Origin of the sequence: Burkholderia plantarii, assembly GCF_001411805.1 — a bacterium.
Lineage (GTDB): Bacteria > Pseudomonadota > Gammaproteobacteria > Burkholderiales > Burkholderiaceae > Burkholderia > Burkholderia plantarii.
Window position 1 is genome coordinate 1528739 of sequence record NZ_CP007212.1, and the last position, 20395, is coordinate 1549133.

The window sequence follows — 20395 nt, forward strand, 5'->3', positions numbered from 1 at the left end:
AGTCGTGCCGTGCAGCGGTCTGTTGCATCGTGTCTCGCGGCGGGTGGGGGCCGGGACGCGTACTATCGTGCGGTCAACGATTCGAAATGAAACATGCTCTGGCTTTGGATTGCGTCGGGGTTCAGCCTCATCGGCATCGGCGCCGTCGTGTTGTTCGCGACGCGCGTCGATCCGTTGTCGGGCCGCGTCGGCGGCCGGTATCGCAAGCGCTGAACCGGCACCGTCCGCGTTTTCTTCGGCTCCGCCGGCTGCCTCGGCCGGCTGCGTTCCGGCGTTTTGGCCGCCGGTGCGCGTCTCAGCGCGCGGGCAGGTAGCGCGACGGATCGATCGACCGGCCACCGTAGCGCAGCTCGAAATGCAGCGCGACGCGATCGTTGTCGGTGTCGCCCATCTCCGCAATCTTCTGGCCTTGCGTCACCGCCTGGCCTTCCTTCACGAGCAGCACGCGATTGTGCGCGTAGGCGGTCAGGTAATCCGCGTCGTGCTTGATGATCAGCAGGTTGCCGTAGCCGCGCAGCCCGTTGCCCGCGTACACCACCGTGCCTGCCGCTGCCGCGATCACCGGCGTGCCGGCCGTGTTCGCGATGTCGATGCCCTTGGAATTGCCGCCGTCGAAGCTGCGCACGACCGTGCCGGCCGCCGGCCAGATCAGCGAGATCGAGGTGGCCGGGCGCGTCGACGGCGCGGCCGTGGCTGCGGCCGGCGGCGGTGCGCTCGGCGCGGGGGCACCGCCGCCCGTGGTACGGATCGGCGCGCTGCCCGAGGCGCCCGGCGGCACGACGCGCAGCACCTGGCCGACCTCGATCGCATCGGGATTGGCGATGGAATTCCAGCGCGCGAGGTTCGACACCGACTGGCGGTTCGAGCGGGCAATCTTCGACAGCGTGTCGCCGCGCTCGACGCGATAGAAGCCGGGGGCGACCGGCGCGGAGCCGCAAGCGGCCAGCACGGCGACGAGTGAAGCGACGACGAGCCGCCGGGTGATCTTGACCAACATGGAACCTCGCAATGAAACCTCGCAGGGTGCCGCCGCGATGCCCACGGCAGCGGATGCAAAAACCCCGGATTTTACCGGGTTCGGCGCGGCGCCCGATATTTGGCCGTGGCGATCGGAAGCGGATGTTCGCGTGACGCGACGACGCGCGGGGGGGGGGCGGCGCGATGTGGCGGCGGCGCGTGACGGGCGCCGCGACGGTGTGTGTGCTGAACGAAAAGCGCGAAAGAGGTGCGCGTCGGATGCGCCACGGCTCAGCAGGCCGTCGGCCTTGTCGTTATTACGCGTGTTTTGTTGAGGCGCGGCGGTGCGGGACGATTGGTTTCGCGTTCCACACCGCCGTGCTCACGGCGGACAGCGGGCGGGGCGCGCTCAGTCCAGCGCCGTCACGTGGATCCGCAGCGCGGCCGTCTCGCTGGCGCCGGGTGCGAGCATGCGCAGGCCCAGGCCGTTGTGGATCGCGTCCGGCAGGCCGAGCCACGGCTCGACGCAATAGAAGTCCGATTCGGGCTTCTCGGTCCAGGTCGTCACCGTGTACCACGGGATCGAGCCGGGGCGATTCAGGTCGATCCCGATGCAGCGCCCGCGCCCCGGCATCGTGATTCGCACCGGCTGCGCCGGCACGCCTTCGAGGCAGTGGAAACGGTCGTGGATGCGCGCCTCGTCGAGCGTGTAGCGCGGCTCGCCCGCCTCGGGCGCCGCGATGGAGCCGTCCGGCTGCTGGTAGCGGCGCTGCGTCGGCGGCAGGTCGAGGGTGGTCTGCGCGCGCTCGCCGTGCGGCAGCGCGAAATAGAAGTGATGGCCCGCGTAATAGGGCAGTGGCGCGTCGCCGAGATTGCGCGTGGTCAGTTCGACGTCGAGCGTGTTCTCGTCGTTAAATTGGTAGCGCACGTCGAAGCGGAACGCGAACGGGTAGGCGTCGAGCGTGGCCTCGCTGCTTTCTAGCGTCATGTCGATGCCACGTCCGTCCGCATCGACGTGCGCCGCGAACGGCAGGTCGCGCGCGAAGCCGTGCATCGGCAGGTCGCGTACTGCGCCGGCCGCGTCGCGCCAGCGGCCGATCGTGTCGCCCACCCGATGGCGGCCGAGGAACGGGAACAGCAGCGGGTTGCCGCCGCGCACCTTGGCCGGTGCGCTCCAGTCGGCCTGCTCGGGCCAGAAGATGATCGGCTCGCCGCCGATGTCCCATGACAAAAGACGGCCGCCCGCCTGCGGGGCGATGCGCACGCGCGAGGCGCCGTCGACGAGTTCGATGATGTCCTGCTGCTGGAAGATGGGCATGAGGGGCCTTCGATCGGCATCGGGAAACGGGCCGACAGCATAACGGATCGACGCGCGATTGTGCGGGCGGCGCCGGCCGTCTCGCGGCGGGAGCGGGACCGGATGCGATGAGGCGGCCGGCACCTAGGGGAAACCCGTTCGGGAAATCGCGGGGTGGCATCGCGCCGGAGAGTCGGGATAATTGTATCAACCAGTTACTTTTCGTTACACTGAGCCCTCGAGTCGAGTTGAAGGAGTCTGAGCATGGATCTGGCAATGGCCATGGGTATCGCACTGTTCGGCATGTTCACCGGCAGCACGCTGCTGTTTTTCTACCAGCTCGGCCGCTGATGCCGCGCGGCGGCGGATCGGATTCCGCCACCGCGTTGACTGGCCCGCCGTCTTCGGACCGCGGGCCGTTTGTTTTTTTGATTTTTATTTCAATTTTGCGGTGATGCGTTGCCGGTTACGATGAGCGCGCCGAGTGGCTTGGCGCACGGGATGCAGGTGGGCATAATCGGGGCGCGGCCGGCCGTTCGCGCCGGCCGATCTGGCGATCTCCCCGTTCAATCATCGACAAAAGGACCGACGCGTGAGCCTCTGGTTTCTGGTATTTCTGAGCGTCCTGCAGGGCGTGACCGAACTTTTCCCTGTCAGCAGCCTGGGTCACACGCTGCTCGTGCCGGCGCTGATCGGCATGCATATCGACAAGCATGCGCCGCAACTGCTGCCATTTCTGGTCGCCCTGCACCTCGGGACCGCGCTTGCGCTGCTCTGGTATTTCCGTACACGCTGGTGCGCCCTCGTGCGCGGTTTCTTTGCCTCGTTCGCCGGGCGCCCGAACGATGACGCGCACATGATGTGGGCGCTCATCATCGGCACGATTCCGGCCGGCCTTGTCGGGCTCGTGCTCGAGAAGCGCATCGAGCATGTGTTCCATGACCTGCGGATCGTGGCCGCGGCGCTGATGGTGAACGGCGTCCTGCTGTGGTGGGGCGACCGCCTGCAGCGTTCGCGCCAGCATCGCGCGCCCGAGAAGCTCACGTTCGGCCAGGCGTTTTTCGTCGGGCTCGCGCAGATCGGCGCGCTGATTCCGGGTTTTTCGCGCAGCGGGCTGACGATGATTGCCGGTAATGCGGCCGGGCTCACCACCGAGAAGGCCGCCGAGTTCTCGTTCCTGCTCGGCACGCCGATCATTCTCGCGGCCGGCGTGCTCGAATTACCGAAGCTGTTCCATGCACCGGACCAGCTCGCCGACGCGGCGCTCGGCGGCGTGCTGACCGCGATCGCGGCGTACCTGAGCATACGGTTCCTGATGCGCTATTTCGAGGGGCGCGGGCGGCTGGCGTCGTTCGGCGTGTATTGCGTGCTGGCGGGGTTGTTCTGCCTTGGGTGGTTCGCGTTTCATCCGCAGCCGGTTTGAGGCAGTTTGATGGGAAAAGGCGGCGGGCGATGGTGGTCGCGCCGCCTCGCGCGCTTGCCGGCCGGTAATGCCATGCAGATGCGGGCCCCGCAGATGCTGGCCGCGCGGTGACGATCGGGTATAATTGCCGGCTCGGATTCTTCGACCGGTTCGCCTCGGTGGGCGGGGCGGTCGACGATTGCTGAACGGGTTGGCGGGCTGTCTGCGAGGGGCTTCGACGCGGGATCGGTTGGGGCGCATCGAAGAGGATACTCGTTTTTCCCTCGTCTCTCCGGGGCAGTGCAAACGGCACTGCCTGTCTCACGACCGCCCTTAGCTCAGACGGATAGAGCAACGGCCTTCTAAGCCGTAGGTCACACGTTCGAATCGTGTAGGGCGGGCCAGTCAAATCAGTGCGTTAGCTGATATTTTCAAATCATGCAGCGGCCCTTCGTTGCTAACCGCCGCGCCCATTTTCTTCCCACTGCGCAAGAAGCTCGGCTGGGATCGCCGTGACGACCTCGGCGTAAGGCTTGCCGACGAACCGCTCCGCGCGTTTGAGCAATACGGGAATCGGGCTGCTGGGTTCGTGGATCTCGAACCACGTTCGCGCGCTGCGAATCAGCGCGAGCGCGGCCTGCCGGTCCGTCGGTTCGGATCTCGGTTGGGCCGTTATGCGCTCGGTGGCGCTCGTTGTTCCGTCATTCAACGGTTCTCGCAGCACTGACGCGTCGCTTTCCGATGGTTCGTCAGAAGCCAACGCGGGATCGGAAGATTCTTCCAATGGCTCCGCCGCGTTCACCGATGCGGATGCAGTCAACCTGCCGAGGAGTCGCGTGAGCGATGTCAGGTCCGGCAGGGACGCTTCGAGATGCATGGCGCACCATGCATCGATCGCAGCGAGATGCGCAATCACCTTGTCGAAACCCGCCATCACCTCGGGCCGCTGCTCGCGCACATCCAGCAACTGCTGCGCAACGGACTCGGGTGCGAGCGCATCAATGGGGCGAGGGTGCGCAAAGGCACGCTCGACGTCGCGCACCTGCAGTCGCGCCAGCGACGACTTCGAAAGCACGATCTCGCGCACGTCCGCGAGCAACCCTTCCGGATCGGCGAGCGCCTGTATCGCGTTCATCCGCATTTCACGCGCGACGTCGCGCCCACCCTCGACATCGGGCTGGGGATGGACGTGTTCGGCAAACGCATCGAGCCAGGCGGCCAGCAATCCGGTGCCCTCTGCCAGACCCGCGGCACCGGCGAGCCGCGTGCGACATCGCGTATACAACACGGCAACCCGAATATCCTTCGTGCGCGCCATGAGCCGCCGGCAGTCGCGCTCGAGCTCGCTCCAGTTGACGGGATCGGGGGTACCGACGAACGCACCATACTGCACGTCCTGTCTCGGTGCCGCACTCGCAAACAACACGACGAAATCGTGGTCGTATTCGAGGTCCGGACCGCAGGGCATGGAATCGCTCACGGGCGCGAGCCAGTCGTGATAAGGCGTGTCCTGCTCGGCACCTTTACGGGTTGCGGACTGTCGGGGCGACTGCTTTTTGCTCATGGTCGATGGTCGGATTCAGTCGGGCGCATTTTCAAAATGCCGTACATAACGTTCGGGTTCGAACCGCATGCCGGTAATCGATCGGTCGGACCTCGGGCGCCCCAGCCATCCGGACCATCCCATGCGTTGCGGGCCGCCCATGACAGCCGGCGGCGCGCTTTCGGGCTTGATGCGCAGCTCGAGTTCCCACTCCAGTTCATAGCCGACGAACGCTCGCACCCATTCGACGAGACGCGGCAGATCCTCGCCCTGCGGTGTGAAGCGCAGATACGCGTCGAGATCGATGGGGCCGATCACGATGCGGAACCGGTGCTGACGGTCCGGTGCCACGCGCCCGAGCATCGCGGCCTGCCCCATCGTGGCGGCGGCTCCCGGTCGGCCCATGCGCCCCTGATCGGCCGGATCGATTTCGACCCAATGGAACACGTTCTCCTCAATCGCGACCGGCACGCCGAAGTAATGCTCGAGCGTGGCGCGGAGCCCGTCTGCGTTGCGCGACTCGCGCACGAGATGCGCGGACGCCGCCAGTCGGGCATGCGAGGGCAGCGGGCGCCGCCCGATTTCGGCGGTGTCGTGGCCCGTGAGGCTCGCGATGTAGAACGAAAACCTCTCGTCGTCTTTCCGGTCGAGTCCGGCGGTCGACTGTGCCGATGCCCACGCACGATAGAACAGCGTCAGGCATCGGTGATGGAAGATGTCGAAGAAGTCGGCTGTCGTCGTGTCGCGGCGACCCTCTTCGCGCTCGCGCGCCCATTCGGTGACATGGATCGGCAATGGCCCGTTTGGCCCGAGCATGCCGAGACCGAAGAGCCTGACCTTGAGCCGTCCCGCTGCTTCCTGGACGCTGGCGATTTCGCGCGGTGCGAAGGCGAGGCTCGGTTGTTGTCCGAGCCGGAACGGCTCGGCCCGCGGCCGGCGCGCGGTGCCGATCGGGTCGAGCGCGGGGTTGGCGCCGATGCGTCGCAGCAGCGACAGGAACCCGAAGCGCCACGGTTCGGCCCGCAGGCGTTCGAGCAGATCGGGCGAAAGCGTGTTGTCGCGAACGAGCGCCGGTAGCGTGGTACGTTTCATCACAGCACGCCGCGTGTCCCGGTGCGCACGGGCCAGCGGGCGATACGGCCGCGCTGCATCGAATGCAATTCGGTCTGCGTGAAGCTGTTGATCGAGACGTGCCGTGCCAGCCAGTGCTCGAGAATCGTCCCGAATAGGTAAGGATTCACGCCGGAGAAACCGGTCTCGTCGACCGTTACCGCGCACTCGATGCCACGCCCGAACGTCATCGGGCCGGTGCCCGGCAGCTTGCGTGTTACCGGACGCGTCTTGACGCCGACGAGGCTTTCGACTTGCCGCAGCGGCTCGTTGTTGTCGTTCGAAAGATACAGGCGCAGCAGGTCGCGTAGCCCCTGGCCACCGTCACGGTGATCGAGACCTTCGAGCGGCAGGTAGTTGAAGTTGAGCTGGCGAATCAGCCGCCACGCCGTCTCTCGCTCCGCATACGGCGCTTTCGGTGGACTCGGCGGACGAATGAGACCGATGCTCTCGACCGGCGCGGACTCCTCGGTTGTCAGATCGCGCACGCCGTCGCGCGGCACGAGCGTGGCGAGATCCCGGTTCGTCAGCAGCGCCACGACTGACAGAAAACGGATGTCCTCGCCATAAGGGGCCTCGTTCTGGTCAATCAGCGAGAGAAACACCTCGGTGCCGACATAGGGAGTTCGCGTGCCGTAACGGCGCGCCGAATCGGACACGAGCCGCCGTTCGCGTCGTGTCGAGAAATACCGCCCGTGATTGCCTTCGTCGTTGTTCAGCGTCTGATAAAGCGGGCGAAATTCCAGTTCGTCCGAGGTCGCCGCGACCTGTCCATGCACGGTCTCCACCGCGAACACTTCGTAGTCGAGCGGTGCAAGCCGCGCGGGCACCAGATGAGACTCGGTCTCGCGGGGGGAAATCTCGATGCGGTCGGTATGTCGTTTGAAGAGGTTGATGACGGGCGTGCAGAACAGCGCGAAGCGCGACGCGTCGACGAGGTTCGCGAGCGAGCCCGGCGCCCGGTCGAGCAGCACGACGATTTCGACCTCGCGACCATTCACGCGAGACAGCCCTTCCGCGAGACCGTTGAGTGCGAAGAACCAGAACCGTGCCGGGCATGCGAAGTATTCGTGCAGCAGGTTGTGCCCGTGAAACTTCGTCCAGGTGAGCGGCAGCAGGTTCTGATCGATGCGCAGTCCCTCGTGTTCGACCGCGTCTCGAGTCACGGCGGCGGGAGGGCGCCCCGGTACGCCGAATTCACCCGGCGCGGCAATGATCGACGCGACGCCGGCAACGTGCAGCAGCTCGAACAGGTGCGAAGCGACCTGTTCGTCACCGGCCAGGTACACGGGCAGCCGGTCGAGCCCCTTCAGATCGGTGATGCGCACGTCGCCCGTCGTCGCCAGCCGCAGCCGCAATGCGCCGCGCACCGGTCGGTCCGGTGAGACGTAGCGGTCGAGCGCCGGAATGTCGGGCGGAATGCCCGTCAGGCGCGCATCGGTGATCGTGAGCGGCCAGAGCGTGACGTCCTGCCCGCTCGTAAACTGGCAAGCGGTTTTTTCTCCGTCCGGAACCTGTGCCTTGAACGAGGTGCCGCGCGCGATACGGTAGCCTGCGGCCAGATTGCCTTCAGCCTGACCCGGATACAGGCGCACGACCGCGATCGATGGCGTGGGGGCGACGTAATTCGGATAGATCACTTCCAGCAGCCGTTCCGTGAAGCGGGGAAACTCCGCGTCGAGCTTGATCTGCATGCGCGCGGCCATGAAGCAGAACGACTCGATCAGGCGCTCGACGTAAGGGTCGGCCACTTCGCCGGCCTGCATGCCGAGCCGGCGTGCGATTTTCGGATGCGCCTGCGCGAACTCGGTGGCGAGCTCGCGCATGTAGATGAGTTCCTGGTTGTAATAGTCGAGCAGTCGCGGGTCCATCGGAAAGGCCTCGTTTTGTCGTGCTGCCGTGCCTACCCGGCGCGCATGCCGGTGATCTGGATCTCGCTCGTCTCCAGATCGAGCGAGCTCTGCACCATGAATGCGAGCGGATACGGGTCCATGTGGACCAGACCGCGTACTTCGAACGCGAGCACATTGTGCTGGCCACTGGCGTCCTCACTCAGACGCGGCGAGACCGCCAGCGAATCGGGGATCAGCCGCGGCTCGAAATCGATGATGGCCTGCCGGATCATCCGCTCGATGTCGTTCCACTGGCGCGATGCGAGAAAGGTGCCGGCGAGCGGCGGTACGCCGAAATTGACGGTTGACGCGGCCGCCCGCGGGTGGCGGTCGCGCTCGATCCGGTCTTCAATGCTGGTCGTGTTGAGTAGATAGGCGAGATCGCGCTGGACGATGTCGCGCATCTGTTTGCGCGTGACGGCATATTCTTCGGGGGCTTCGACGAGTCGATGCGGCGCGTCGTCCCGCAGCCGGTCGAGCAGGGTCGGCATCAGGTGGGCGTTTGCGCGCCGCGGTGGGCGGGCGACGAGCGAGCCGCTCCGCGTGGGATGCCGTTTGGGCTCAGTCATCGGCCGGCTCTCCAGGGGTGGCGCCGCCCGTGATACGCGAGCCGAACTGCGCGTGGTCCAGTTCGAATGGACCGAAATCTCCCTGATCCGTTGTCCGGGTTTTTCGTCCAGGTGCGATGACGGCGGTCCGTCCAGATTCCTGCCAAGCCGTTTCGCGCCCGAGACGCAGTACGTCGGTCGCGGCTTCCGAGCCGGGTAGCAGGCAGGCATGAAGCCGCGCACGGTACTGCCGTCCCTCAGCGCCAGCAGACACGGTATCCAAAAAGGCCCACCGATGGACCGGCTGCACGCGAATGCTCGATTCGATCCGCTCGATCTGCACGATAGTCGGCAGGTCTCCCAAGCGGTGGCCAGAGAGCGTTTCAACCGCGAATGACAGGTTCATGCGTCGTCCTTGCATACCGGTGCATCCAGCGGGCTATCGACCGACAGCGCGTGATGCTCGCGCCGGGTCAGCGCGGGCGGCAGCGATGGCGCACGGCGGAGTTCCGCCGAGTGGAATTCGGGGGGAGCAAAGAGGCGCAGGACTTCCGGCGTGGGTCCGGTCTCCAGCTCGGGAGCAGATTCCGTGTCCAGCCGTCCGAATGCGTCCTCGAGTTTGCGCTCGCCTGACAGCAACACCTCGATGGATTCCGGGCCAGTCGGGTTTGCCGGTGGCGGCCGCAGGTCGTGCGAACCGGAATCGGGCGCGACTGAGCCAACAGGTGTCGCGGGCGGGTCCGGCGGTTCGCTCAATGAGCCGGAAAGGGCGGTGTGTGGGTCCGTCAGCGCGCGCCAGTATTGCGCGTGAAGCGTTTCGACGAGGTCGTCAGTGTGCTCGGGAAACGGGGTCTCCCGCGACCCCGTGCCGAGCTTCCCCCGGACGTGATTCCCGTTCATACCGTGATTGCCGATCAGATCGAGGATCGATTGATTTCCGCCCGCGAGATCCGATGGTTCGAACAGCAGAGAGTCCGCGCCGTCCTCTTGCTTCCCGGGATCGCACGACTCGTTATGCAACTCGGGCTCGGTAATCGAGGTATCGGGTTGGCGGTGCCGTTGCAAGCGGAATAAGCGCATGAAAGAGCCTGTGATGACGGAATGCGCATTTTACCCGTGGGGTGGGTAATTCGTTCATTCGAAATGAGGTTTCTCGATTTTAAAATATTATCAAGATTTGATCTTGAATTAATGGATTAATTGAGTGAGGTGGAGTGTGCTTGGTTTATATGGAGATAAGAAATGTCAATGAGGGATTGTTGAGGGTATGTTCGTATTTTTGGCGGATTCCCTCGATTGCATCAATGGCGTGGTGATTGCGGCGCTCGTGTAGCTTCCCCGTTTTCATGACCCAGATGGTGTAGTTGAATATCTTTGGCGGTGTAAGGTCGCAAGGTGCGATTCGATGTCGGTTCTCCAACTTGCGTGAGTGACGACAGTAAAAGCTAATTGGAATAATGCGCGGACTGAGAGGCATTCACTTTATTGGTGTGTGAAGTGCGGCAATAGGCCGATGCCGCCCGAATAGAATTCCTGATTGCTCCGGCCAGGGCCAGGAACATCGAATCAACAACAAGAAGGTTCGCATGACAATTTCACGCCAGGCGCTGTTCGGCAAGCTCGGGGCTCAGCTCTACCGCAGCGTCGAATCAGCAACACGGTTCTGTAAGCTGCGCGGCAATCCGTATGTGGAGCTCGTCCACTGGTTGCATCAGCTCCTGCAGCAACCCGATAGCGACCTGCATCGCATCGTGCGGCACGCCGGCATTGACCGCGACGCACTGGATCGTGATTTCGCAAGCGCGTTGGCCGCGCTGCCCGCCGGCGCCAGTTCGATCAGTGATTTCTCGTGGCATATCGAGGCGGCAATCGAGCGTGCGTGGGTGCTCGCGACGCTGAGTCATGGCGATCGCCGCGTGCGCGGCGCATGGCTCGTCGCTGCGCTCGTCTCCACGCCCGAGTTGCGGCGCGTTCTGCTCTCCATTTCTCCCGCGTTTGGCAAGCTCCCCGTCGACGGGCTCGGCGACGCGTTGCCGGCCTGGATTGACGGCTCGCCCGAAGCCACCGATGCACCTTACGACCACAGCGATTTTTCGGCGGCAGTGCCGGGCGAGGCGTCCGGCGCCATTCCAGTGGCATCGAAGGCGGCTTCTCTCGACCGGTACTGCACCGACCTGACGGCGCGCGCTCGTGCGGGCGAGATCGATCCGGTCATCGGCCGTGAACTCGAGATTCGCACGATGATCGATGTGCTGCTGCGCCGCCGGCAGAATAACCCGCTGGTAACAGGAGAGGCCGGCGTCGGCAAAACGGCCGTCGTGGAAGGGCTGGCGCGCGCGATTGCAGCGGGCAACGTGCCGCCGAAGCTCGCCGACGTGCGGTTGCTGTCGCTCGACGTCGGCGCATTGCTCGCCGGCGCCAGCATGAAAGGGGAATTCGAGGCGCGTCTGAAAGCGCTGCTCGAAGCCGCTGCAAAATCGCCGGCGCCGGTGATCCTCTTCATTGACGAAATCCACACGCTGATTGGCGCCGGCGGACAGGCAGGCACGGGCGATGCCGCCAATCTGCTGAAACCGGCGCTGGCGCGCGGCACGGTTCGCACGATCGGTGCGACGACCTGGGCCGAGTACAAGCGCCACGTCGAAAAGGATCCGGCGCTCACGCGGCGCTTCCAGGTACTGCAGATCTCGGAGCCGTCCGAAGCGGCCGCCGTCGACATGGTGCGCGGGCTCGTACAGACGTTCTCCCGGCACCACGGCGTCGTGGTGCTGGACGAAGCGATTCGTGCGGCGGTCACGCTCTCGCACCGTTACATCCCGTCGCGCCAACTGCCGGACAAGGCCATCAGCCTGCTGGACACCGCCTGTGCCCGCGTGGCGCTGTCGCAGCATACCGTGCCGCGCGAACTGGACGACATACGTCAGCGTTTGGCGGCCGCGCGTGCCGAGGAGGCCTTGCTCGTGCAGGAAGCCCGTATCGGCCTGGATATCGACAGCGCGTTGACGGGCGTGCGGGCGCGCATCGATACCTTGGTGACCGAAGAGGCGGCTGTCGACCATCGCTGGCGTGCTCAGGCGGCCGCCGCACAGGCGTTGCTGGCCGCGCGCGAAGCCATTGGACCCGACAACGGCGACACCCCACGCGACGAGGCGGCGGCGCTTTCGATGCTGCGCGAACGCGAACGCGCGCTCGCCGCGCTGCAAGGCGATGCGCCGCTCGTATTCGCTGAGGTCGATGAGGCGATCGTCGCGGAAATCGTCTCCGATTGGACCGGCATTCCCGTCGGCCGCATGCTGACCGACGAGGTCGCCGCCGTGCGCAGATTGCCCGACACGCTCGCGGCTCGCGTGATTGGCCAGACCGACGCGCTGCGTCGGATTGGCGAACGTGTGCAGACCGCGCGAGCGGGCCTCACCGACCCGAAGAAACCGCTTGGCGTATTCCTGCTCGCCGGTCCCTCGGGCGTCGGAAAGACGGAAACCGCGCTGGCGCTGGCCGAAGCGCTGTACGGCGGTGAACAGAACCTGATCACGATCAACATGAGTGAGTATCAGGAGGCGCACACCGTCTCGGGCCTGAAAGGGGCGCCGCCGGGCTATGTCGGCTACGGCGAGGGCGGGGTGCTGACCGAGGCGGTGCGCCGCCGTCCATATTCGGTCGTGTTGCTCGACGAAATCGAGAAGGCCCACCGCGACGTGCATGAGATGTTCTTCCAGGTCTTCGACAAGGGCTACATGGAGGACGGCGACGGCCGCTATATCGATTTCCGCCATACGACGATCCTGCTCACGAGCAACGTCGGCGCCGAGCTGAACACGAATCTTTGCGTCGATCCATCGCTCGCGCCGAATCAGGATGGTCTGCGGGAAGCCCTGACGCCCGAGCTGCTCAAGGTCTTCCCGGCGGCATTTCTCGGGCGTGTGACAGTCGTGCCGTATCGGCCACTTGCCGACAGTGCGCTCGCCAGCATCGTCCGCCTGCATCTGGGGCGCGTCGTCAAGCGCATGGCCGACAGCCACGACATCGCGTTGACGTACGACGACGCGGTCGTCGATTACATCGTCGGCCGCTGTCTCGTGCAGGAGGCCGGCGCACGCGTGTTGATCGGATTCATCGAGCAGCACGTGCTGCCTCGCCTGTCAGCGCTGTGGCTCGATGCCTTTGCATCGAAACAGACGCTGGCGCGCATGGCGATCGGCGTGGTCGACCCGTCCGACCCACCGGCACAGGCCCTCGCGTTCGAGGCGACCGTCATTCATTCAGACGAGCCGGTTCGCTGAGCTCGCCGTCCTACCACCACCGCTCAGGAGCTTCATTCATGGCCGCTTCCAGCAGTTCGCAGAAATTCATTGCACGCAACCGTGCGCCGCGTGTGCAGATCGAGTACGACGTCGAGGTCTACGGCTCGGAGAAGAAGGTCGAGTTGCCGTTCGTGATGGGCGTGCTTGCCGATCTGTCCGGCAAGCATCCGGTCGAGCCGTTGCCGGCCGTATCGGACCGGCGCTTTCTCGAGATCGACATCGACAATTTCGATGAGCGCATGAAGGCGATCCGGCCGCGCGTCGCGTTCGCCGTGCCAAATACGCTGACGGGCGACGGCCAGATGATGGTCGACATGAGCTTCGAGAGCATGGAGGATTTTTCGCCCGCCGCGATCGCGCGCAAGGTCGAGCCGCTGCGCCGACTGCTGGACGCGCGAACGCAGCTTGCCAATCTGCAGACCTACATGGACGGCAAGTCGGGCGCGGAGGCGCTCGTGACGCAGCTGCTGCAGGACCCTGCGCTGCTCAAATCGCTGGCCGCCGCGCCAAAGCCCGAGCGGCAAGCCGACGAAGCCGCTGATCAAGCCCCCGCGAACTGACCGACGAACCGAGAAGGGATAACCATCATGGCGAAGCAGGAAACACGGGCCGCTGTCGAGCAGACGGCGACGCAGTCCGATTTCACCCAGCTGCTGGAGCGCGAGTTCCGACCCAAGACCGACGACGCGCGCGAAGCCGTCGAGCGGGCCGTTCAGACGCTCGCCGAGCAGGCGCTGGCGCAAACGGCGACGCTCAGTGACGACGCGTACAAGAGCATCGCAGCGATCATCGCGCAGATCGATCACAAGCTCTCCGAGCAGATCAACCTGATCCTGCACCACGAGGATTACCAGGCACTCGAATCGGCATGGCGCGGCTTGAATCATCTCGTGTCGAACACCGAAACCGACGAACATCTGAAGATCCGCTTCATGGACGTCTCGAAGCTCGATCTGCATCGCACGATGCGCCGCTACAAGGGTATCGCCTGGGATCAGAGCCCGCTCTTCAAGCAGATCTACGAACAGGAGTACGGCCAGCTCGGCGGCGAACCTTACGGATGCCTCGTCGCGGACTACTACTTCGACCACACGCCGCCGGATGTCGATCTGCTCGGCTCGATCGCGAAGGTCTCGGCGGCCGCCCATACGCCGTTCATCACGGGTGCCTCACCCTCGGTGTTGCAGATGGAGTCGTGGCAGGAACTGGCGAATCCGCGCGACCTGACGAAGATCTTCACGCAAAACCTCGAATACACCGCTTGGAACTCGATGCGCAACACCGAGGACGCGCGCTATGTGGGGCTGGCGATGCCGCGCTTTCTCGCGCGCTTGCCATACGGCGCGAAAACCAACCCGGTCGACGAATTCGATTTCGAGGAAGACACGAACGGTTCCGACCATGGACGCTATGGCTGGTCGAACGCCGCATACGCGATGGGCGTCAACATCAACCGTTCGTTCAAGCAGTACGGCTGGTGCTCGCTGATTCGCGGCGTCGAATCGGGCGGGACGGTCGAGAATCTGCCGACTCATACGTTCCCGACCGACGATGGCGGCGTCGACATGAAATGCCCGACCGAAATCGCGATCTCGGACCGGCGCGAAGCCGAATTGTCGAAAAACGGCTTCATTCCGCTCGTGCATCGCAAGAACACCGATCACGCGACCTTCATCGGCGCCCAATCGCTGCAGAAGCCCGCCGAGTATCACGATCCGGACGCGACGGCCAACGCCAACCTGTCCGCGCGCCTGCCGTACCTGTTCGCGTGCTCGCGCTTCGCGCACTACCTGAAGTGCATCGTGCGAGACAAGATCGGCGCGTTCAAGGAGCGCGAAGACATGCAGCGTTGGCTGAACGAATGGATCATGCATTACGTCGATGCCGATCCAACCAACTCGTCGCAGGAGACGAAGGCGCGCCGGCCGCTCGCGGCCGCCGAAGTGGTAGTCGAGGAGGTGGAGGGCAACCCCGGCTACTACAACTCGAAATTCTTCCTGCGCCCGCACTTCCAGCTCGAAGGGCTGACCGTCTCGCTACGGCTCGTGACGAAGCTGCCGTCGATCAAGGAGGCGGCGTAACCGGATACAGGTGGCCTTGGGCCGCGCGTTGAACCGTCTTCTCTCGCGGTGCGCGGTCTCTTTTTATTCAAACCAGGAGCATTGACATGGCGCAGGACATTTTCCTGAAGATCGACGGCATCAACGGCGAATCGCTGGATGACAAGCACAAGGACGAAATCGAGGTTCTGAACTGGGAGTGGGACATCCAGCAGGAATCGTCGATGCACGCCGGCAGCGGCGGCGGTGCCGGCAAGGCGACCGTCAAGGATCTGATGTTCGAGCACAACATCGACCGCGCCAGCCCGAACCTGATGAAGTATGCGCTCACGGGCAAGCACATCGACCAGGCGACGCTGGTGATGCGCAAGGCTGGCGGGAGCCCGCTCGAATACCTGAAGCTCACGATGAACGACGTGATCGTCACGCGCGTGAAGCCGTCGGGTAGCAAGCACGATGCGGAAAAGAGCCGCGAATCGGTGTCGCTGTCGTTCTCGAAGGTCAAGCAGGAGTACGTCGTGCAGAACGCACAGGGCGGCAGCGGCGGCGCCGTGACCGCGGGCTTCGACATCAAGGGCAACAAGGAAGCGTAATCGCGCGGATGCCCCGCAACCGATGCAGGCGCGTTGCCTGCGCCGGTTGAGGGGTGTCCCGTATTGAGAATAAAGGTTCATAGCTGCATGCGTTCGATATCGATCGCCGTCACGCTGGCCTGCGCGCTCACGCTTTGCGCCTGCGCAAGCCGTGGCGAACCGAAACAGAAGGAGCCGATTCGGCTCGACATGCGCGTGAATGCGCTACCCGACGTCAATCCGGACGAGCGAGGACGAGCTGCGCCGATCGTCGTGCGCATTTACGAACTGAAGAATGCCGGTGCGTTCGAGGCCGCCGACTTCTTTACGCTGCAGACCCGGGACAAGACCGTGCTTGGCGACGATGTCGTGAAGCGCGACGAATGGCAGTTGCGTCCCGGCGAACATCAGACAGTGATGCGCCGGCCCGATCCGGCCACGACGACCATCGGCGTGATCGCGGCTTATCGTGACTTGCCGAACGCCGTGTGGCGGGCAGTCTACGCGATGCCGGCCGCACCGGACAAGGCGTGGTACCGCCTGTCCACGCCGAAGCTGAAACTGACCATCGATCTCGAGGCCAAGGGTATCAAGATTACGGAAGCCAAGAAATGAAACACGTCGCGCAACAGAGCAGGCAGCACGCATGAGCTGGTACGCCAAGGTCGCCTGGCAGGAAGGGCTGTTCTTCCGGCCTCAGCTGTTCCAGCAGCAGGACCGCTATTTCGAGAAATACGCGCATCAGCGGGCGGCGCCGCTGTCGCCATTCTTTTTTGGTTTCACGCACTTTGCACTGGACATCGAAGCGCTCGCGCTTGGCAAGGTCATCGTCAAGTCGGCTGCGGGCGTATTCACCGACGGCACGCCGTTCGATGCACCGGGCAACACGCCGTTGCCGCCGCCGTTGACGATTCGGCAGGAGCATCTCGATCAGGTCATCTATCTGGCCGTGCCCGTCCGGTTGCCGAATCGCGAGGAAACCACCTTCGATAACCCCCCCGATTCGCTGGCGCGCTATCAGGTGTTCGACACGGAGCTGCGCGATACGAACTCGATCGGTCTTGCGCCCGAGGCGGTACAACTGTCGAACCTGCGCATGCGCCTGCTGCCGGAAAAGGAGTTGGGCGATGCCTGGATCGGCCTTGCACTCACGCGCGTGACGACGATCCGTGCGGACAGCAGTATCGTGCTTGACGATACGTTCGTGCCACCGGTATCCGGTTACGGCGCGAGCGACCTGCTCACGAGTTGGGTCACGAAGATTCACGATCTCGCACGCCTTCGCGCGAATGCACTCGCGCAGCGGCTCGCCGGTACCGACGACACGACGGCAAGCGCGGCGACGGTGACCGATTACCTGCTTTTGCAGATCCTGAATCGCTATGAGCCGCTCCTGCAGCATCTGCTGCGGGTGCCGGTGACGTCGCCGGCGGATGTGTACGCGCTCCTGATCGGCATGGCGGGCGAGTTGTCGACGCATCTGCGCACCGACACGCGCCGGCCGCTCGAGACGCATCCGCCGTATCAGCACACGACGCCGCACGTATGCCTGAAGCCGGTCGTCGACGACACGCATCGTCTGCTCAACGCCGTGCTGGTGCGTAGCGCGCAGAGCATCGCGCTCGAGGATCGCGGCCACGGCATGCGCAACGCGGTGGTCGACCCGGTCGACATGCAAGCGTTTACCGCACTGGTGCTGGCCGTGCACGCGGCAATGCCGCAGGATGTGCTGCAGCAGCAGTTTCTGGCGCAGGCGAAGGCAGGGCCTTCGGACAAACTGCCGGGCCTGGTGCGCAGTCACTTGCCGGGCATCGGCCTGCAAGCGCTGCCGGTACCGCCTCGGCAGATTCCATTCAATGCGGGCTACATCTATTACGAGCTCACCCGGGGCGGCCCGCTTTGGGAGGAAGTGGTACGTCACGGGGGCGTCGCCCTGCACGTCGCGGGGGACTTCCCGTCGCTCAAGCTCGAATTGTGGGGCGTGCGCGCATGAGCGCTTTTTTTGAGGAATAGGAAATGTTTAAAGAGATCTCGGTGAAGATTATTTATTTAGTCATCCTGTTGATAATGTCAGGTTGTTTGTGCGCAAGCGATTGGAAGTGATGGGGGGCAATCCGTCACATGCTGAATACATGAAAGACGGTCGATGATCGGATCGAATCAACGGAGATCCCGGAATGGCTTTGCTTGATGCACCACGGACGTTGTCGGTTTCCGGCGCTGCGCTGCCGATGTACGGCGGAGCGTCGATTCTCACGCCAGTGAGGCTGACCGGCAGTGAAACCATCGGAGCATTGTTCGAGTACACGCTCGAACTGAAAACGCCGGACGCGCTCGGGTTTTCGCAGAGCGTCGCGGCGAACGTCAAGCTCGACAAGCTGATCGGCACGGAAGTGACCGTATCGATTCAGCTCGAAGGCAAGGGCCGCTTCATTCCGGGCCTGGCCGGAGGCGCCGGCACGGCCAATCTTGGTGCAGGCACACGCGAGATCACCGGTATCGTGAGCCATGCGGCGATCGCGCGTGAGGATGGCCGTTCGATCGTATATGTCCTCACGCTGCGCCCGTGGCTCTGGCACGCGACCAGGAATTGCGACTGCCGCATCTTTCAGGATATGTCCGTGGTCGAGATCACCGATGCGGTGCTCTCGTCCTATCCGTTCCCGGTCGAAAAACGTCTCACCACACCGCGACCGAACAAGGCATGGCCCAAGCGGGACATTCAACGCCAGCACCTCGAAAGCGACTGGGCGTTCCTGCAGCGCCTGTGGGAAGAGTGGGGCATCTACTACTTCTTCGAGCATAGCGAAGGCAAGCACCGGCTTGTGCTGTGCGACTCGATGGGCGCGCTCAAACCGCTGGGTGACGCGTATGCCGTGCTTCGCTACGAGCCTCCGACGGGGCGACGGCTTGACGAGGAGCACATTCAGGACTTCTCGGTCTCCCATGTGCTGACCACGGGCGCGGTGACGAGCGTCGACTACGACTATACGTTGCCGCGTGCGGACCTGACGGTGAGGCGTGAAGAGCCTCGCGATACGGGGCTCGCCCATCAGGAGCATTACACATGGGGCGACTACGCGCAGCCGCAAGCTGGCGCGGCCGGGCTCTCTGGCGATCACAACGAGCCGCGCACGGAAGCGGAGTACCTGACGCTGGTACAGATGGAGGCCTGGCGTTGTCAGGGGCTGAGGGCTTGCGGCAAAGGCAACCTGCGGGGCGTGGTGACGGGCCAGACGTTCGTGCTGTCGCACTATCCGCAGGACGTGGCGAATCGCGAGTATGCGGTGATCGCCTGTCAGCTGACGATCGAGGAGGTTGGCGAAGCATCGGGGTCCGGCCAGCACTACCAGTGCGAAACGGATTTTACGGTGCAACCAACCAATGAGCCGTTCAGGCTGCTTCGGACGATTGCGAAGCCACGTATGAACGGCGTCGAATATGCCGTCGTGACGAGCCCGGAGAATCAGGAAATCTGGACTGATGCGTATGGTCGGATAAAGCTTCAATTTCTCTGGGACCGGCTCGGCAATCACGACGAACGTTCAAGCTGCTGGGTGCGCGTGGCCGGTGCGTGGCATGGCGATCAGTTTGGCGGAATCTTTCTGCCGCGTCGGGGGCAGGAGGTCGAAGTCGCGTTTGTCAACGGCGATCCGGACTTGCCGATCATCGTGGGCAGCGCGACCAATGCGTTCAACATGCCGCCGTTCGCGTTGCCCGAGAACCAGACGCTGGCCGGCTATCGAAGCCGGGAGGTTGGCGGTCGTCGGGCGAATACGCTGGCTTTCGACGATACGAACGGAAAAATCCAGGCACACCTGTCGAGCGACGAAGGCGCCTCGCAGTTGAATTTGGGGTACATCACGCGCATTGCGGGGAATGCCGGGCGGCAGGATGCGCGTGGCCATGGGGCTGAACTGCGCACGGACGGCCATGGCGTGTTTCGCGCCGGGCAGGGCATGCTGCTGACGACCGAAATTCGGCAAGGCGCGCAGGCCCACGTCACTGACATGGGCGAAACGACGGCGCGGCTGGAAGAAGCCGAGCGTTGGCAGTCGGTGATCGCACAATTGGCCCAGCGGGCGACGGCTCAGGAAACGAACAGCCATCAGGAGGAAGTGGCCAGGGCGCTCGCCAAACAAAACGCTGCGATCAGCGGGGCATCGGGCAGCGTCGGCGATGGTTTTCCTGAACTCGGCGCGCCACACATGGTCATTGCCGGCGCCGCCGGCATTCAGACCACGACTCCGGCGACAACGCATATCGCAAGCGGGCAGCATGTCGCGTTGACGAGCGGAGAGCATATCGCTGCATCGGCGAATGGAAGCGTCCTCATTAGTGCGCAAGACACGTTGCGCGCGTTTGTGGCACGCGGCGGCATGAAAACCGTCGCGGCGGATGGGGACATCGACATTCATGCGCTCAACAAGGCGATCAATTTGCTGGCACTGCTCGAGGTCAACGTAACCAGCGACACGATTCATATCAGTGCCAGGAAGAAGCTGGTACTTAACGGTGGCGGTAGCTATATCGAGCTTGAGCAGGGCAGTATCAAGAGCAGCACCAGCGGCGCCTGGTTTGCGCATGCGGCCAATCACCATTTCCTGCAACCCGATGAAGTGCCTGTCGAGCTACATGTTCCCAAGGTATGCATTGAGTGCCTGCTGAAAGCCGCGAAGAGCGGTGCATCCGTTGTTCCTCGGCTTTGAGGCT

Annotated in this window: 15 protein-coding genes, 1 tRNA gene and 1 pseudogene; 9 read left to right on the forward strand and 8 right to left on the reverse strand. The window is 64.0% G+C overall.

Annotation, left to right across the window (positions count from 1 at the left end):
* Window positions 1-295: 295 nt before the first annotated feature.
* Together bpln_RS06605 and bpln_RS06610 are read right to left on the reverse strand one after the other, a co-directional pair.
* Window positions 296-997 carry a peptidoglycan DD-metalloendopeptidase family protein gene (locus bpln_RS06605; RefSeq protein ID WP_042624493.1) on the reverse strand — a complete coding sequence of 234 codons (702 nt, stop codon included), beginning with the start codon at window positions 995-997 and terminating at the stop codon, window positions 296-298.
* Between the two features lie 369 nt (window positions 998-1366).
* Window positions 1367-2275, reverse strand: coding sequence for an aldose epimerase family protein (locus bpln_RS06610; protein WP_055138380.1), 909 nt, complete (start codon window positions 2273-2275; stop codon window positions 1367-1369).
* Between the two features lie 571 nt (window positions 2276-2846).
* Between bpln_RS06610 and bpln_RS06615 the strand changes: the two genes are divergently transcribed.
* Complete coding sequence (locus tag bpln_RS06615) at window positions 2847-3677, forward strand: undecaprenyl-diphosphate phosphatase (protein ID WP_055138381.1); 831 nt, start codon at window positions 2847-2849, stop codon at window positions 3675-3677.
* Window positions 3678-3983: 306 nt separating this feature from the next.
* Window positions 3984-4060, forward strand: a tRNA-Arg gene (locus tag bpln_RS06620).
* A 53-nt stretch (window positions 4061-4113) separates the two neighbouring features.
* Here bpln_RS06620 and bpln_RS06625 read toward each other — a convergent pair.
* From bpln_RS06625 to bpln_RS33705, 6 genes and pseudogenes are all read right to left on the reverse strand, one after another.
* Entirely contained in the window at window positions 4114-5220 is a 1107-nt protein-coding gene (locus bpln_RS06625; protein ID WP_055138382.1) for a type VI secretion system protein TssA, read from the reverse strand.
* Window positions 5217-6291, reverse strand: a pseudogene (gene tssG / locus bpln_RS06630) (type VI secretion system baseplate subunit TssG). The gene bpln_RS06625 and the pseudogene tssG overlap by 4 nt, the downstream one beginning before the upstream one ends.
* A complete protein-coding gene (tssF, locus tag bpln_RS06635; protein WP_055138384.1) occupies window positions 6291-8180 on the reverse strand; it encodes a type VI secretion system baseplate subunit TssF in 1890 nt (629 codons plus the stop codon). The pseudogene tssG and the gene tssF overlap by 1 nt, the downstream one beginning before the upstream one ends.
* Window positions 8181-8212: 32 nt before the next feature.
* The gene (tssE, locus tag bpln_RS06640) at window positions 8213-8770 is read right to left on the reverse strand and encodes a type VI secretion system baseplate subunit TssE (protein ID WP_042624505.1); all 558 of its coding nucleotides are present in this window, start codon (window positions 8768-8770) and stop codon (window positions 8213-8215) included.
* Window positions 8763-9155, reverse strand: coding sequence for a type VI secretion system accessory protein TagJ (locus tag bpln_RS37610; RefSeq protein ID WP_244131907.1), 393 nt, complete (start codon window positions 9153-9155; stop codon window positions 8763-8765). The genes tssE and bpln_RS37610 overlap by 8 nt, the downstream gene beginning before the upstream one ends.
* Window positions 9152-9829 carry a TagK domain-containing protein gene (locus bpln_RS33705; protein ID WP_082465210.1) on the reverse strand — a complete coding sequence of 226 codons (678 nt, stop codon included), beginning with the start codon at window positions 9827-9829 and terminating at the stop codon, window positions 9152-9154. The genes bpln_RS37610 and bpln_RS33705 overlap by 4 nt, the downstream gene beginning before the upstream one ends.
* 506 nt (window positions 9830-10335) lie before the next feature.
* Here bpln_RS33705 and tssH point away from each other — a divergent pair.
* The 7 genes from tssH to bpln_RS06680 all read left to right on the forward strand — a co-directional run bounded on the left by tssH (window position 10336) and on the right by bpln_RS06680 (window position 20391).
* Entirely contained in the window at window positions 10336-13029 is a 2694-nt protein-coding gene (gene tssH, locus bpln_RS06650) for a type VI secretion system ATPase TssH (protein ID WP_055138386.1), read from the forward strand.
* Window positions 13030-13067: 38 nt separating this feature from the next.
* Window positions 13068-13610, forward strand: coding sequence for a type VI secretion system contractile sheath small subunit (gene tssB, locus bpln_RS06655; RefSeq protein ID WP_042624508.1), 543 nt, complete (start codon window positions 13068-13070; stop codon window positions 13608-13610).
* 27 nt (window positions 13611-13637) lie between these two features.
* Complete coding sequence (gene tssC, locus bpln_RS06660; protein ID WP_042624509.1) at window positions 13638-15131, forward strand: type VI secretion system contractile sheath large subunit; 1494 nt, start codon at window positions 13638-13640, stop codon at window positions 15129-15131.
* A gap of 86 nt (window positions 15132-15217) precedes the next feature.
* A complete protein-coding gene (locus bpln_RS06665) occupies window positions 15218-15703 on the forward strand; it encodes an Hcp family type VI secretion system effector (RefSeq protein ID WP_042624510.1) in 486 nt (161 codons plus the stop codon).
* A gap of 87 nt (window positions 15704-15790) precedes the next feature.
* Entirely contained in the window at window positions 15791-16297 is a 507-nt protein-coding gene (gene tssJ / locus bpln_RS06670; RefSeq protein ID WP_055138387.1) for a type VI secretion system lipoprotein TssJ, read from the forward strand.
* Between the two features lie 31 nt (window positions 16298-16328).
* Window positions 16329-17675: a type VI secretion system baseplate subunit TssK gene (tssK, locus tag bpln_RS06675; RefSeq protein WP_042624512.1), complete on the forward strand. Its 1347-nt coding sequence runs from the start codon at window positions 16329-16331 to the stop codon at window positions 17673-17675.
* A 184-nt stretch (window positions 17676-17859) separates the two neighbouring features.
* Window positions 17860-20391 (forward strand): type VI secretion system Vgr family protein, encoded by a 2532-nt coding sequence (locus bpln_RS06680; RefSeq protein ID WP_055138388.1) that lies wholly within the window; start codon window positions 17860-17862, stop codon window positions 20389-20391.
* Window positions 20392-20395 lie beyond the last annotated feature (4 nt).

Bases quoted from the DNA above. Each gene is read 5' to 3' on its own strand.
- bpln_RS06605 (WP_042624493.1), bottom strand. From the start codon at position 997: ATGTTGGTCAAGATCACCCGGCGGCTCGTCGTCGCTTCACTCGTCGCC.
- bpln_RS06610 (WP_055138380.1), bottom strand. From the start codon at position 2,275: ATGCCCATCTTCCAGCAGCAGGACATCATCGAACTCGTCGACGGCGCC.
- bpln_RS06625 (WP_055138382.1), bottom strand. From the start codon at position 5,220: ATGAGCAAAAAGCAGTCGCCCCGACAGTCCGCAACCCGTAAAGGTGCC.
- tssF (WP_055138384.1), bottom strand. From the start codon at position 8,180: ATGGACCCGCGACTGCTCGACTATTACAACCAGGAACTCATCTACATG.
- tssE (WP_042624505.1), bottom strand. From the start codon at position 8,770: ATGACTGAGCCCAAACGGCATCCCACGCGGAGCGGCTCGCTCGTCGCC.
- bpln_RS37610 (WP_244131907.1), bottom strand. From the start codon at position 9,155: ATGAACCTGTCATTCGCGGTTGAAACGCTCTCTGGCCACCGCTTGGGA.
- bpln_RS33705 (WP_082465210.1), bottom strand. From the start codon at position 9,829: ATGCGCTTATTCCGCTTGCAACGGCACCGCCAACCCGATACCTCGATT.
- tssH (WP_055138386.1), top strand. From the start codon at position 10,336: ATGACAATTTCACGCCAGGCGCTGTTCGGCAAGCTCGGGGCTCAGCTC.
- tssB (WP_042624508.1), top strand. From the start codon at position 13,068: ATGGCCGCTTCCAGCAGTTCGCAGAAATTCATTGCACGCAACCGTGCG.
- tssC (WP_042624509.1), top strand. From the start codon at position 13,638: ATGGCGAAGCAGGAAACACGGGCCGCTGTCGAGCAGACGGCGACGCAG.
- bpln_RS06665 (WP_042624510.1), top strand. From the start codon at position 15,218: ATGGCGCAGGACATTTTCCTGAAGATCGACGGCATCAACGGCGAATCG.
- tssJ (WP_055138387.1), top strand. From the start codon at position 15,791: ATGCGTTCGATATCGATCGCCGTCACGCTGGCCTGCGCGCTCACGCTT.
- tssK (WP_042624512.1), top strand. From the start codon at position 16,329: ATGAGCTGGTACGCCAAGGTCGCCTGGCAGGAAGGGCTGTTCTTCCGG.
- bpln_RS06680 (WP_055138388.1), top strand. From the start codon at position 17,860: ATGGCTTTGCTTGATGCACCACGGACGTTGTCGGTTTCCGGCGCTGCG.